At 37.1% G+C, this 14427-nt stretch carries 11 protein-coding genes and 1 tRNA gene; 11 read left to right on the forward strand and 1 reads right to left on the reverse strand.

What is annotated here, in order from left to right; genetic code table 11:
• The first annotated feature begins 256 nt into the window (after positions 1-256).
• Positions 257-2830: a DNA translocase FtsK gene (locus ACFIJZ_RS02845; RefSeq protein ID WP_375630986.1), complete on the forward strand. Its 2574-nt coding sequence runs from the start codon at positions 257-259 to the stop codon at positions 2828-2830.
• Between the two features lie 827 nt (positions 2831-3657).
• Positions 3658-5364 carry an ATP-binding protein gene (locus ACFIJZ_RS02850; RefSeq protein ID WP_375630987.1) on the forward strand — a complete coding sequence of 569 codons (1707 nt, stop codon included), beginning with the start codon at positions 3658-3660 and terminating at the stop codon, positions 5362-5364.
• 18 nt (positions 5365-5382) lie between these two features.
• Here ACFIJZ_RS02850 and mscL read toward each other — a convergent pair whose 3' ends face one another.
• Positions 5383-5790 carry a large conductance mechanosensitive channel protein MscL gene (mscL, locus tag ACFIJZ_RS02855; protein ID WP_273790360.1) on the reverse strand — a complete coding sequence of 136 codons (408 nt, stop codon included), beginning with the start codon at positions 5788-5790 and terminating at the stop codon, positions 5383-5385.
• A 1206-nt stretch (positions 5791-6996) separates the two neighbouring features.
• On the opposite strand from mscL, the gene ACFIJZ_RS02860 reads away from it, so the two are divergent.
• The 9 genes from ACFIJZ_RS02860 to ACFIJZ_RS02900 all read left to right on the forward strand — a co-directional run bounded on the left by ACFIJZ_RS02860 (position 6997) and on the right by ACFIJZ_RS02900 (position 14423).
• Positions 6997-8079, forward strand: coding sequence for a quinone-dependent dihydroorotate dehydrogenase (locus ACFIJZ_RS02860; RefSeq protein WP_375630988.1), 1083 nt, complete (start codon positions 6997-6999; stop codon positions 8077-8079).
• Positions 8080-8219: 140 nt separating this feature from the next.
• Positions 8220-8296 (forward strand) — tRNA-His (locus ACFIJZ_RS02865).
• Positions 8297-8491: 195 nt separating this feature from the next.
• Positions 8492-8785 (forward strand): hypothetical protein, encoded by a 294-nt coding sequence (locus ACFIJZ_RS02870; RefSeq protein ID WP_375630989.1) that lies wholly within the window; start codon positions 8492-8494, stop codon positions 8783-8785.
• Complete coding sequence (locus tag ACFIJZ_RS02875) at positions 8776-9573, forward strand: beta-hydroxyacyl-ACP dehydratase (RefSeq protein ID WP_375630990.1); 798 nt, start codon at positions 8776-8778, stop codon at positions 9571-9573. Before ACFIJZ_RS02870 ends, ACFIJZ_RS02875 begins: the two co-directional genes overlap by 10 nt.
• Entirely contained in the window at positions 9561-10118 is a 558-nt protein-coding gene (locus ACFIJZ_RS02880) for a hypothetical protein (protein ID WP_375630991.1), read from the forward strand. The genes ACFIJZ_RS02875 and ACFIJZ_RS02880 overlap by 13 nt, the downstream gene beginning before the upstream one ends.
• Position 10119: 1 nt before the next feature.
• Entirely contained in the window at positions 10120-10623 is a 504-nt protein-coding gene (locus ACFIJZ_RS02885) for a hypothetical protein (RefSeq protein ID WP_375630992.1), read from the forward strand.
• 812 nt (positions 10624-11435) lie between these two features.
• Complete coding sequence (locus ACFIJZ_RS02890; RefSeq protein WP_375630993.1) at positions 11436-11564, forward strand: DUF2924 domain-containing protein; 129 nt, start codon at positions 11436-11438, stop codon at positions 11562-11564.
• Between the two features lie 351 nt (positions 11565-11915).
• A complete protein-coding gene (locus ACFIJZ_RS02895; RefSeq protein ID WP_375630994.1) occupies positions 11916-12125 on the forward strand; it encodes a hypothetical protein in 210 nt (69 codons plus the stop codon).
• A gap of 429 nt (positions 12126-12554) precedes the next feature.
• Complete coding sequence (locus ACFIJZ_RS02900; protein WP_375630995.1) at positions 12555-14423, forward strand: site-specific DNA-methyltransferase; 1869 nt, start codon at positions 12555-12557, stop codon at positions 14421-14423.
• Positions 14424-14427 lie beyond the last annotated feature (4 nt).

The following is a 14427-nucleotide window of genomic DNA, read 5'->3' on the forward strand; positions in this document are numbered from 1 at the left end:
GCATAGACAATTTTCTTGAAGCTTTTTTATCATGAAGTTTTCTTCAAAACAAATGAAATACGAGCTCTATGACACCATAAACTGAGCAATTTATATCGTAAATATGCAAAAGGCAGATTATGAATATGCATTATGGCATTATTTTTTTCATTAAAAAGTAACCATCAGCAAAAGGTTATTAACCTTCGTATGATAGTTTCTACGAATTCTTTTTGAAAAGGTTATTTTTCTCATTGCTATAAATTTGTTGGGTGCCATGCATAATTCGAAAACAAAATCTATTTCTACGTCTTCTTTTTCTGATGATAGTACGGAAGGTGCATCAAGAGAAGATTTATCTGTTAAGATTACTGAGATATTTCCTTATCCGGAAGTGTGGAAAAAGGCATTTGCCCTCGGAAAAAACGTCCGTTTCACGAGAACCCCAGAAGTTGAGATTTTGCGTCGTCGTATAGAAACAGATCCAGTTTTTGCAAAACAGTTTAAAATTTTTACGAAGCAAGATCAAAAAAAAATTACAGATACAAATATTGTACGTTGTAACAAGAAAACAACCAATATTCTTTCGACAAAAAAAGTCATTAATCCTCAATCAATAGAGAATAAAACATCAGTTTGTCATTCAACGGTTCTGAAGCAGTTGTCACGACAAGCTATTCATATGCCGTCAGCAAATATTCCACTTGAGGAGGATGAACAAGAACGTAAATTACAAGTGGAAAATGTGCTACAAAAAATAAAACCTGCTTTGCATCTTTCCGATGATGCATTTTTTGAGTGTGAATCTTTGATATTTGAACATGTGGAGACTCAAACGTCAAAAGAGGATGGAATATCAATTGATACGACAAATGAAATTACACCGGATATTCCCACAGCCTTTGATGAGTCAATAACGGCTCTTTACCGTGTTCTTGAATACCGCTTTCCACAACTCTATGATTCAATTACATCAGAATCTCCAGCGGAAAGGATGCGAGGCGTTGAGAAAATTTCTGATTTAATGCATACAAATAATGATACTACTAAAGAGAGTCATTCTAAGCTTTCTGTTGAAGATTCTGCTCATACGTTAAGTAATACAGGGGCGTTAAGCGATGCAGGGGCGAGTATAGAGACTGAAAATAGCAATAATACTGTCGCCAATAATACTGTTGATTGTATAAACAAAGCCGTCACAAAGAATTCAAAAGATTTTTCTGTGATGCAAGCAAACAGTAAAACTAAAACATTACAATCTACTCGTATGCCATTAGGTAATTATGATTCTGCTTTTATGCAAAATATTCAATCTATTGACTGTGATGTTTATGAATTTCCTCCGATCAACTTATTACAGGAACCTGTTTTTCATGAAGGTACGATGATTCCTCAAGAAACATTAGAACGTGGTGCTGGACTTTTGGAAAGTGTTTTGGAAGATTTTGGCATTAAGGGTGAAGTTATCCATGTTCATCCAGGGCCAGTGGTAACAATGTATGAATTTGAACCCGCCGCGGGCGTAAAGTCATCGCGCGTTATTAATCTTTCTGATGATATTGCGCGTTCTATGTCTGCTATTTCTACACGCGTTGCTGTAATTCCTGGACGTAATGTTATCGGGATTGAGTTACCCAATGCGGTTCGTGAAACCGTTTATTTACGGGAATTAATCCAAACACGTTCTTTTCGTGAAAGTGAATTTAAACTTGCTCTTGCTTTGGGGAAGGGGATTAATGGTGAACCGGTCATTGCAGAATTAGCAAAAATGCCTCATTTATTGGTTGCAGGAACAACAGGATCAGGCAAGTCTGTTGCAATTAATACAATGATTTTGTCGATTCTTTATCGTATGACACCAAAGCAGTGTCGTTTGATCATGGTTGATCCTAAAATGTTAGAGCTTTCTGTTTATGATGGCATTCCACATCTTTTAACACCCGTTGTCACAGATCCCAAAAAAGCAGTAACAGCTTTAAAATGGGCGGTTCGTGAAATGGAAGAGCGTTATCGCAAAATGGCTAAGTTGGGTGTGCGTAATATTGATGGTTTTAATGCACGCGTTGCACTTGCAGCTCAAAAAGGCGAAACGATCATGTGTACTGTTCAGTCGGGTTTTGATAAGGAAACAGGGGAAATGCTTTATCATGAAGAAGCCATGGATCTCACGCAGCTTCCTTATATTGTTGTGATTGTTGATGAGATGGCTGATCTTATGATGGTGGCAGGGAAAGAGATAGAGAATGCCATTCAGCGCTTAGCGCAAATGGCGCGTGCGGCAGGTATTCATCTTATTATGGCAACGCAACGTCCTTCTGTTGATGTTATCACCGGTACAATTAAAGCAAACTTTCCTACCCGCATTTCTTTTCAAGTAACGTCAAAAATTGATAGTCGTACGATCTTGGGTGAACAAGGTGCTGAAACGCTTTTAGGTCAGGGGGATATGCTTCATATGGCTGGTGGTGGACGCATTGTGCGCGTTCATGGACCTTTTGTCTCAGATGAAGAAGTTGAATCCATCGTTGCACATCTTAAAATGCAAGGAAAACCTGATTATTTGGCAACGGTAACGGATAATGAAGACGATAACAAAGAGGATACTTCTGCTGATTCAGCGGCTGAAATTTCTGAGGAAGAAAATTTTGATGAAGAGGGTGAGGAACTTTATAACCAAGCTGTAAAAATTGTTATGCGTGATAAAAAATGTTCAACATCTTATATTCAGCGCCGACTTTCAATCGGCTATAATAAAGCAGCTTCTCTCGTCGAGCGGATGGAAGAAAAAGGCATTGTTGGAGCCGCTAATCATGTTGGAAAACGTGAAATTTTACTCAATGAAGGAAAATAAACAAACGCATTTAAAAATATGCAATTTTTTAAATATCTGACAGTTATTATTTAAATGTGCTTGTTTTATTTTTTTATATAATATTAAAAATTTAAATGGAGAGTAATAAAGCAAAAGCGATCTTTTGTATTAAGACTTCTGATGAGGTAAACAAGCTGATATCAAAGGAGATTATGAGATATTTTAACATTTCTAAATGATCTGGAATATAAAGAAATTAAACAAATCTTTATATGAAGACAGATAATTTGTGTTCTCTTTTTTACAGAGAAAATTTTTAATAAAATAGTGCGGTGGTATATTTTTTGTTTGTTCTTTTGTAGCGATTCTAATGAAAGAAAGATCTTTGTATGAATGCCTTCAAATGCCAAGAACTATTGGTAACATTAGGGGCTGAAATTAGTATAATGATGGTGCTAACCAGCTCTTTTATAAGTATAAAAATGGTAATGCACAATGCCTTGATATCCTCTATAGGGACTTTTACATTACACCATTTACAGATGACGTCGTAAAATAAGCTTGGGGATCTTGGGAGATATCTTTTCAAAAAAGGCGCATGAATGTGTAAAATAAGTGTATTCTTTTTGAGTACTATTTATGCGAGGGAGATGTTACCATTATTGTAACAAGATTTATTACATAATGGGTGAATAAGCAACAAGAGCTGGAAGCTTCTTTTTATTCTTGTTTTGTTGATGAAACAGTCAAAATTTTGCTACAGACAATTTATATGAGATATCAAGTTATTTTAACCAGAACAGATAATTGTAAACAAATTAGCATTATTCATTTGAGAGTAAATCCAACACTTTTTAGTTTTAGTTATGCCATTAAAAGCAGATGAGTTAAAGTTAAATACAAATGAATTAAAATCTCAGCAAGAAGCTTTTCGTTTTACACCAGAGCTTTTGCCACGGCCTTTTACGTGGGAAATCGATCACAATGGTTTGTTTTGTGAAGTCTCAAAAGAGCTAGCTGAAGTTGTTGGTCCTCTCTCTTCCTCTATTTTAGGGTGTAGTTTTCATGAACTTGCTCATCAATTTAATGATGATCGATATCTGGTTCTCAGTCGTTTTATTGAAGCGGCTATGCCTTGGAGTAAAGAGATTGTTCAATGGCCTGTTGATGGTTGCTTACAATGGCTTGATGTTGAATTGTCGGCTTTGCCAATTTTTGATGTTACAAAGCAGCTTAAAGGGTTTCGTGGCTTTGGTGTTTTAAAAATACAAAAAAAAGTCCAAGAAAAAAGAAATGAAAAGCTAGCAACAGAAATACCATGTCTTACGGAGATAGAACGCTCAGCTTTTCATGAAATTGCAGAGCAATTGCGTGATGAATTAAATTCATCGGTAAAAGAAGAAAATTTAGTTGAAGAAACAGCTATTCAGTTACCATATGCACAAACATTGCCGGTAAATGCTATAGAACAAGCTCTCGTAAAAGAGCCCGCTGCAGTTTTATCATTGTTGGATACAGCAACAGATGGTGTTTTATGGTTGGATGAAGAAGGCTTTATTCAATCAGCGAGTAGGGCAGCCTTAGCATTAATGGGTTATGAAATAAATGAACTGCGAGGACAGCCACTCTCTTCATTATTTACTTTTCAAAGCCGACTTTTGGTTGAAAAATATTTTAAATCAATCCGCATGGAGGGAAAAAATCAGGTTTTAAATCGCAGAGAAACAGCTGATTTAATGACGAAAAATCATAAAAATATAACCGTTTTGATAACGATTGTATTTTTGGCAAAGCAAGGAAATTATGCTGTTATGTTGCGTGATAGGACACAAACAGTTCCATCAGGAGAAAAAAAAGCAGAAGAGGATAAAATCGTTGGAGTTGTTCATGAAATACGAACACCTTTGAATGCTCTTATTGGTTTTGCAGAAATTATGAGAGAAGGCCGTTTTGGTTCGATAGAAAATGAGCGCTATCATGGATATTTACGCGATATTATTTCCTCTGGAAAACATATATTATTGCTGATTAATCAATTACTAGAGTGCTCGAAGATAAATTATTCTGGTTCCGATAACCAGATTGATTCTTCCCTTATTTCTGAAACATTTGATGTGATATCTTGTTTACGTGCGACGATAGCTTTTCTTGAGACTCAAGCCAATCAGAACGGCATTATCATGCGTATTGTTGCTCCACCTCATGTTCCATTTATTCCTGTATCACAACAAGTGTTTCGCCAGATTATATGGAATCTTCTTTCCAATGCTATTCGTTTTACACCTTTGGGTGGACAGATTATTGTTCACGTTTCTTATAGAAAAGAACGTGTAAAAATTTCAGTGAGTGATAATGGTATAGGGATGAACGAAGAAGAGATTATACAGGCACTGCAACCTTATGGTCAAGTAGAGCGCAAGGATGGCCGATCTGGTGATAGCGCTTTTATGGGAACAGGTTTAGGGCTCCCAATGTGTAAAGCAATGGTGGAAGAAAGAGGGGGACAATTTTTACTGTTCTCCAAACCCAATTACGGAACAACTGTGGAAATGTTTTTTCCTCGTGTTCCATGATGTAAATCTTGCATAAAATTATTTTTTCTTAGCCAAAAGATCTCTAATTTCTGTTAACAGTTGTTCTTCTGAAGACGTTTTTTGGGGGCTTTCTTCTTCTTTTCTACGGATTTTGTTCATAGCTTTAACGAATAAAAAAAGCACCCAAGCAATAATGAGAAAATTGATAAGTAAAGTAATAAAGTGTCCATAGCTAATGGTTGCTCCAGTTGCTTTGGCGGCACTCAATGTTGCTTGTTTTTCGCCAGCAAGTTGAATAAACATATTAGAAAAATCAATTCCACCTGTAATCAATCCAATGATTGGCATAAAAATATCATTGACAATTGAGTTGACCAAGCTACCAAAAGCACCCCCTATAATCACACCGATAGCAAGATCAATCATATTACCTTTTAGGGCAAATTCTTTGAATTCTTTAAGCATTGCATTTTCCCCTTTATGTAAGTGATATACGGTAATTTACTTACCGCTTTTGATGAAAAAGGAAAGGGCAGATTTTGTTTTTATGATTATATTACAATATTAATATTATTTTCAAAGACTTTATAAGGTTTAATAAAGAGCTTTAGGGTTCTATTTGGATTTTAGGGCTCTATTTGAATTTACTTAGAACCTTTCCTAGAAAAAAGCTTTTTTAATAAAAACTATATCTGCTTTTTCAACAGAAAGTAGAAAACTGTAGCTTAATTTATATAATTGCCTCAAGATTTTTATGTTAACATTAAAAAGAGAGATTTTTACACAATACCACAGTAAAACTTATAATTTAATTCCTCTTAATTTAGTAAGCGATAATAGAAATTAGGAGGGCATTATGGCTTATCTAAAAGCTATTTGTACTGGGTTGCATGAGCTAAAATGGAGATAATTCCGATGGAAGAAACACATTTCATCTGCTGGAAGATTGTATCAGTTTATAAATAGCAGAGCTCTAGGGTTTGCAAGATCATTTTGGTTTGGAAGTCGTTGGTATGATAGGTGTGAGTTCAACAATCAACTGTCATTACTTAAAATATATGTTAGACAGAGCACTTAATAGATGCAAAATTGTATTTAACGCATCAGAAATGGCAAAGGAAACAATGCAGATTCTTCAAAATTCTATCAATAGAGTACAAATTGATTGAACATTCTGTTGCTAATAAATGGTGCAACAATAGTATGAATTTAGATGTTTTTATGAACCATGTATCCTATAAATGCTAGGAAAAAAATAGCTTTATAGAACAAGCTTTGTTTCTGTTGAAAACAATATTACACAGAGGAACTTTGGGAATAGAGGGCATTTGCATGCATATTTAAGAGAATTATGAGCTTGCCTGCATAAGATGCCACAAAACCATGACTATGGTAAAGAGCCATTGATGTTTCAATTCATGCTGCATTTTATAAGATTAGGATTCATATTTTAATCTTTAAAAAATGTCGAAAAAGAGAAACATTTTTTAAGAATAAAAAGTTCTTTACACAGTATATATCAATATAAACATGTATGGCTATTATATGATGATTTTTCTTCTAGAAGGGGAATATTATTTGGATAATATGCTTTCTTTGATTGGAAATCTTTTGTGTTAAAAGATATAGGTGAGGTGCGATGGATCATTTTTATGTTGTGGAGAAGGATTAATGAGTTTTTTTCGTTGTATTGGCCGTTCTGCCTTATTTATGTTGGACCCAGAGCAAGCACACGGTTTAGCGATTCTCGGGCTGAAAAGTGGATTAAATGGTTGTCAAAAGGTTATCGACAAACGTTTGTGTGTAACTGTTGCTGGTCTTGAGTTTGAAAATTTTATTGGTCTTGCAGCGGGGTTTGATAAAAATGCAGAGGTTGTAGATGGTATTTTTCGTTTAGGATTTGGTTTTACTGAAATTGGGACAGTGACACCAAAGCCTCAGATTGGAAATCCTAAACCACGGCTTTTCCGTTTAAAAGAAGATGAAGCGATTATTAATAGAATGGGCTTTAATAATGACGGACATCAAGTTGTTTACAATAGATTGCGTGCGTGTAAAAAAACTGGTGTTATAGGAGTCAACATTGGAGCCAATAAGGATACGGTCGATAAGATTGATGATTATACTGTTGGTATTGTTCATTTTTATGATGTTGCTGATTATTTTACGGTTAATATTTCTTCTCCTAATACACCAGGTTTACGTGATTTACAGGCCCGTGACAGTTTGCATCTTTTGTTGAGTGCAGTTTCGAAAGCGCGAAATGAGCAAGAGAACAAGCATGGATTCTCCATTCCTATTTTTTTAAAAATTGCTCCCGATTTATCAGAGAAAGAATTAGATGATGTTGCTGAAGAAATAAAACTTTCTGATTTTAATGGACTGATTGTTTCTAACACAACTCTTTCACGCCAGGGGCTTAGCAATAGTCACTTCAGTAATGAACAGGGTGGGCTTTCTGGACGTCCACTTTTTGAGCGTTCTACTATTGTGCTTGCAAAAATGCGTAAAAAATTAGGGAAGGAGATTGCAATTATTGGTGTTGGCGGTGTAAAGGACGCACAAACCGCTTTGGAAAAAGTAAAAGCTGGTGCAGATTTAATTCAATTATATAGTGGGATGGTTTATGAAGGTCCAGATCTTGTCATAACTATTCTGCAAGAGATTTTGCAGATGATGCAACAAGATGGAGTTGATAACATAAAAAGCTATCGTGATCATAGTCTTGAACATTGGGCAAAATTTCCTTTGTAAAAAAACGCTTTTTTCTTCACAAAAAATTGCGAGATTTTTTTTAAGGGGCTTGCAAACTTTGTTGATTTTCCTTATGTCACATAAGCGTAAGAATAAATGTTTACGAAATCGTGAACATTTATGATACATTTTCTTTTTATGCGGTTGTAGCTCAGTTGGTTAGAGCGCTGGTTTGTGGCACCAGAGGTCGTAGGTTCAAATCCCACCAACCGTACCAAGAGAGACGTCATTTCTGCACTAATCGGTGGATTTTGTGCTACTGGTCTCGCGCATATAGGAGCCTGCAAATATGCTGCCATGCGACTTTCTAGTGTCCTCCATGAGATTGAAATAGAGAATCTTGAGGTGGCGGTAACGCATTATTGCAAAGACAAACCTTGGCTAGGGTTTGGTCATCCGATTATGCAACGGGATGTCTGGGTTGATTTCTTTTTTTTTACGCTTTCAGGCGCCTATGCGCCCCTTCAGTTCGCTTGCGCGATCTATTTCGGACAATACAGGACAGCAACCCAATGTCGATTTTCTAATTGCAAGCATCATGAGCAAACATCGGGCTGCTCCTGAGCTGGGATTGTTGGCTTTTTTCGTTTGTCGTATGCCGATACTTCTCGCGCACTATCAAGCGCGGTTTAGCACTCATTCCTTCAGTTTATCATCAAAGGATTTAAGAGAAAAATATAAAAAGGTCTCCCAATTATGGCTATAAAGCATCACACCGAGCCAAATTTCTTGGGTATATGTCAGAGTATTACCTTAACCGCACCGATGCGTGCTTGCGGGCAAATCGATATTTCTCACTGGAATTTAGCCCATAACTATTTGAAACAGGGCTTGTTACTCGAAGCCTTGCATCAGTTTTCAGTTCGATTCGCCACCGTGGTGGCTAAAAACTCGGATCTCACTTATCGCTATCTCCCTGTTATGGTTGAACAGTTTTTCTCTACCGTCCATTTTGATAGCGATCGGTTGCGCGTTGAAGGACATATTGAACGCATTAATGAGGACTGCCGTATTCACTGTAAGTCCAGCCCATGCGACAATGGCAGGGCCGTTATTGCGCAGGCAATCATCATGGTCAGTAAGGTCTGCTTCTTTAGCTCGTGTTCTGAGAAAGCCGCTCTTCCATTACTAGGCGATTTATGTAAGATTTCCTCCGTAACCGGAGATTCTTGTACTTTTTCCTTTAATGCGCATCATCCGCTTTTTGAGGAACATTTTCCCTCCCGCGCCGTATGTCCTGGTTCACTATTGATTGAGATGGTTCTGGCTTTGTCCACGCAGGGTAGGGCGAAAAATATCGCATCTGTTGCGCTGAAAAAAGTAAAGTTCATTGAAGCAGTTTATCCGGGAGATACCTATCAGTTGACCATTAAACAGGATACAGAGTATGAACCGGGTGGCGTTTTTTATATTCATACGGAAACTAAAAAACGAAGCACTTGCGGTAAGTTTTCTATCAAATATAAAAAGGAGGATGCGCCATGTTTAACATAATAATCTCTTTTATTCCGTGGAGTATTTACTCCTGGGTTATCAATGGAAACTTTTTAACTCTGGTCGAACGCTCTCTCATCTTAACTGTGATTTTATTGTTCATTATTGCTGTGAATATTAAAATTGTCCGGCAGGGAGAACCCGTGATGATTACTAACATTCTGACAGTTATTGTCCTGTTTGTTAATTATTTCGCTGGATGGTCTACACTTTTACTGAACTACCCCACAGTTTTTTGCTATCTGTCACTTGCTCTGGTTTCATTGATTAGCTTGCTGGTAAAGAAACCCTTTACCATTTTTTATGCCAGTGCTGGTGTTTCTGAAGAAAAACGCAAACATATCCTATTTTATCTCATCAATAAATATATTACATGGATTTGGGTAATCATCTTTTTTGCCAATGGCCTTCTAGTGGCTTTTTTTACATGGACCCCGCAGATTTGGTTGGTCACTATGGGTTTAATTTGTACTGGTATTCTTTTTTCTAAATATCTTCCTAACATCATGCAATATTTTTATCGCATCAAACATCATGGAGCATAATATGTCATTGTTTAACATTCTGACCGGAACCCCTTTATGGGCTTGGATTTTGCTTATTTTTCTCATTGCGAGGGGAATAATCGCATTGAAAGATAGGGAAACGAAGGTTTACCGCCTTTTTCTCTTGCCGTTAGTCTTTCTTTTTTTGGGCGCAAGCGATGTGATTAACCAGCTGGCCTTCCCACGCTGGGGAGCAATCGCAATGTTGGCAGGGCTGATGATCGGCTTTGGCGTTGGCTGGTTGCTCTGGCGTGCTACTGCGCGTTTAAAAATCAAAGAGGGAACGGATTTAATTATTCGGCATGGTACGCCGTTGACGCTGATATTTATTCTTATCGCTTTTGTCATCAAATTCACATTGATTGTTTTTCTCAAGATTGAACCTGATTTGAAATATGCATTTGATTTTAATCTTCTTTTTGGTCTTTTAAGTGGGTTCACTGATGGTGTGTTTTGGGGCGGCACATTAAATTTATATATAGCATTTCGAAAGAATCCAAATTAGTTCCTATATCCTTAGCTGTTGATGCTTCTGTCAAGTATTATGATACAGAAGCGTCCGCTATTTTACGTTGAAACTGCGGCTGCTATACGACTAAGTGGCCTTACGCCTGAGTATGCAAGAGCGGCAGAGTTTGTACAGTCTACGCCATAATATGTGGAGCACTCTTGCGGGAATGAGTGCATTATTATTGCGATATACATGTAACCCTCTAGCTAATATTATATTAGTAAGGCTGTTTTTTGAAGCCGCTTGTAATTACGGTGTGTTTTTAAAGAGAACGTTCGAACCGATGTATCGCTTGCAGTACCATTTCTCTTTATAAGACTATTATCATTTCTTTTAGAAATCTGCACTTCTCACCTTTTTTGCGTATGATCGATAACGTAGTTAAGATCCTTGAGATAGTGAATTTTTATCTCTTTTGCTAAAAATGCCCAAACCATCTTATTTAGTCGAGACTTTGTTTAAGAAGGGATCTTCTAAATTTATTTTTTCAATAGGATATAAATTTCTCGTTTTGGGTGCGCGGTAAACTTATAGCAGCAATAAGCTTAGGTTTATTGGTTCTAAGCGTGGAGGGAGTTGAGCTATCCAATGCAAAAGAATAAATTGCACTTTTGTCTGACTTTGTGAACACACACTATTTTCTGGACTAATCGAGGAAATAGAACATTCATGTGTTTGAGAGGATTAGACAATGAGTTGTAAACAATTAGAGCAAGAAATAGCCACAGTAAAGTATACGTCAATGTAGGAGCCCAAAGCCTTATGGCACACTTATTTCAGTAACGATTATTTAGGACAAACGCATCATGTGCTTGTGGTGCCAAAAGGCTATCAATGAGGGCAAGATTTACAAAAGCTTGAAAGTTATTGCCAAGCATATTACCGGCATCAATTGGAATAGCCATTTGTTTTTTGGCCTTGTAAGGCGGGGATGAGAGGATGACAGGGGACAAGAAAGGTGCTTAAACAAGCGATAAAACCAATACGCGGCGCTATATATAGACGTAAAACCGAAGAAGGTTTAAAGCAAGAGTTTAACTAACGGGACGACAAAAAGAAGCAGACGAAAGCTTTGTTAAAGCTTACCGTCATGAAGGTTGGCAATTAATACCAACGTTGCTGATAATGTAAAAATCATGCCGCAATATATTTAAGGAGCGAGTGCAAGAGATTAATACATTCCTATGGCAGATTGTAAAAGCATGGTTTATACATGAGCCTAATTATATGATTGATAAGGCAATACAAATCACTCAGGGACAAAATGATAAGAGCTATATTTTATTATGAATCTGACACACAGTATAAAACCTATAAAGGCAAAGCGTTTTATGGCATGGGAAGGATTTTCAGCCTACTGGTGGGCGTTTGAGGGTGTTTTTATTTTACCTTCCGTAAAAGGTATTTTAGCAAATCTTGCTTGTGCGGACAAGGGAAAACTAGAAGTGGATGCTGACATAATCCCTTGTGAAATGGTTTTTATTGCGTCGAAATAAATGATGAAGAAATTTATGTTTTCGTTGGCAGTGATAGTACTTGGATGTGCTTGTGCCAATTGATAAGCTTATTGATAATATTTGTAAGTGCCATAATAGCACACAAGAAAAAATATAAAATCGCTGTCTTTATTATGCCAAACAGCGGCTAATTTAGAGCGCGAAATTATTGCTTTTGCAAAGTAAATCAAAGAAAAGCAAAATGATCAAAATGTGGTAATGCGAATTTATTTAGCTGACTTGCGTAAGCAAAAAGAAATAAAACAAGCACAAGAAACTTTAAAAAATAAAGAGAACAGCTTATACGACATTTTTCATGAAAGTAAATTTGCAGAGGATATAGAAATAAATAGGATAAAAGGAATTGCGACGTACAAAAGAAATATTCATAGACATATTTTATACTAAGCGTAACGGAGAAGCGCAAAGATGAGTATAATAGCGGGTGAAGATAAAATAGAGGGCATGAGTCAAAGCCCTATTAATCCAGACATAGAAAAGTTAAAAGCAGTCTTTCCGCAATGTTTTGCTGAGGGAAAGCTGGATATAGATCAGCTTCTTAATCTATGCGGCGAATATATTGATAATGATTTTGAGAAGTTCAAATTTGAATGGAAGGGCAAAGGAGCAAGTTTAAAGCTTGCTCAAAAGCCTTCATTTGCGACATTGCGCCCGAAGCGCGAGGAGAGCGTAAACTTTGATAATACACATAATCTTTATATTAAGGGCGATAATCTTGAAGTGTTAAAACTTATCCAGCGGGCTTATTTTGGCCAAGTGAAGATGATCTATATAGACCCGCCCTATAATACGGGTAATGATTTTATCTATGATGATGATTTTAAAGACCCATTGGCGCGATATAAGGAAGTGACGAGCCAAACGACAAAATCGAACCCTGAGACAATGGGGCGGTTTCACACGGCTTGGCTCAATATGATTTATCCGCGCTTGCGTTTGGCACAGACCTTATTGCGTGACGATGGGGTGATTTTTATCTCAATAGATGATCATGAAGTTCATAATTTGCGCAAAGTATGTGATGAAGTGTTTGGCGAAGAGAATTTTGTTGCGCAGCTGGTGTGGAGGAAACGCACTGGTGCTAATGATGCGCAAAACAATGTAAGTACAGACCATGATTACATTTTGTGTTATAGTCGCAGGCACACTGTTTTTAGTGGAGTACAAAAGAGTTTTGCAAATTATACCAACCCCGATAATGACCCGCGCGGGCCTTGGATGGCTGATAATTTGACATGCAATAAAACAGCATCAGAGCGGCCAAATCTTAATTACCCGATTACTGATCCAAAAACGGGTGTAGTTTACCAGTGTAATCCCAATCGTGTATGGGCTTATGAAAAAGGACGAATGGCAAACATCATCAAAGAAGGCAAGGTGATCTTCCCAAAAAACGGACAAGGTACGCCTACTTATAAACGTCATCAAACAGAAGTTAAATCTCAAACTAAACCATTTAGTACAATGCTTGAAACAGATATGAATTTTATAGCGACCAAACAATTACGAGAACTTTTAGGCGGCCAATTTTTTGATCATCCCAAGGGTGTGAGTCTTATAAAGCAATTGATTGAACAGACGACCAGTGACAACGACATCATTTTCGATTTTTTTGCTGGTTCTAGTACAACGGCGCATGCAGTGATGGCTTTGAATGCTGAAGATGGTGGTAATCGCAAATTCATCATGGTGCAATTGCCTGAATTATGTGATGAAAAGAGCGAAGCCTATAAAACTGGTTATAAAACTATCTGCGATATAGGTATTGAACGTATTCGCCGCGCTGGTGCACAAATTAAGAAAAAGCATGAAGCAGAACTCACAAGTGAGCAGCCTCTAGACACCGGATTTCGCGTTCTAGAGCTCGATAGTTCCAACTTTTCCATATGGGACGATAGCCCGATTGATCCGAATGCACTTGATGTTAAAGAACAATTGCAAATGCGCTTGGATCATATTTTGCAGGGGGTGAATCCCGAGCGCTCTCATCAAGATATTATCTTCGAAATCATACTTAAATATGGTTGGCCACTGGATTTAAAAATTTACCCTTTACCAATCAATGGCAAAAAATTCTATTATATAGGCGAGAGCGAAGGCGATGTCTTGGTAATTATAGCCATAGACCCGCCCTTTGAACCCGAAGATGCGGAAGAGATGATAAAGTATTTGCCCGTAAAAATCGTAGCGCTTGATGCGGCCTTTAAAAGTGATGAGGCGCTTATTAATTGCGACTTTATCTTTAAAGACAATGAAGTAAGTTTTGATAAAATTTAAACTA

The sequence above is a fragment of the Bartonella sp. CL70QHWL genome (assembly GCF_042194855.1).
Classification (GTDB): Bacteria; Pseudomonadota; Alphaproteobacteria; order Rhizobiales; family Rhizobiaceae; genus Bartonella.

What these genes read in the sequence shown, in the direction of transcription:
- ACFIJZ_RS02880 (WP_375630991.1), top strand. Translation starts at nt 9,561, where the DNA reads ATGTTTAACATAATAATCTCTTTTATTCCGTGGAGTATTTACTCCTGG.
- ACFIJZ_RS02885 (WP_375630992.1), top strand. Translation starts at nt 10,120, where the DNA reads ATGTCATTGTTTAACATTCTGACCGGAACCCCTTTATGGGCTTGGATT.
- ACFIJZ_RS02875 (WP_375630990.1), top strand. Translation starts at nt 8,776, where the DNA reads ATGGCTATAAAGCATCACACCGAGCCAAATTTCTTGGGTATATGTCAG.
- ACFIJZ_RS02870 (WP_375630989.1), top strand. Translation starts at nt 8,492, where the DNA reads ATGTCTGGGTTGATTTCTTTTTTTTTACGCTTTCAGGCGCCTATGCGC.
- ACFIJZ_RS02850 (WP_375630987.1), top strand. Translation starts at nt 3,658, where the DNA reads ATGCCATTAAAAGCAGATGAGTTAAAGTTAAATACAAATGAATTAAAA.
- ACFIJZ_RS02895 (WP_375630994.1), top strand. Translation starts at nt 11,916, where the DNA reads ATGAATCTGACACACAGTATAAAACCTATAAAGGCAAAGCGTTTTATG.
- mscL (WP_273790360.1), bottom strand. Translation starts at nt 5,790, where the DNA reads ATGCTTAAAGAATTCAAAGAATTTGCCCTAAAAGGTAATATGATTGAT.
- ACFIJZ_RS02860 (WP_375630988.1), top strand. Translation starts at nt 6,997, where the DNA reads ATGAGTTTTTTTCGTTGTATTGGCCGTTCTGCCTTATTTATGTTGGAC.
- ACFIJZ_RS02890 (WP_375630993.1), top strand. Translation starts at nt 11,436, where the DNA reads ATGTGCTTGTGGTGCCAAAAGGCTATCAATGAGGGCAAGATTTACAAA.
- ACFIJZ_RS02900 (WP_375630995.1), top strand. Translation starts at nt 12,555, where the DNA reads ATGAGTATAATAGCGGGTGAAGATAAAATAGAGGGCATGAGTCAAAGC.
- ACFIJZ_RS02845 (WP_375630986.1), top strand. Translation starts at nt 257, where the DNA reads ATGCATAATTCGAAAACAAAATCTATTTCTACGTCTTCTTTTTCTGAT.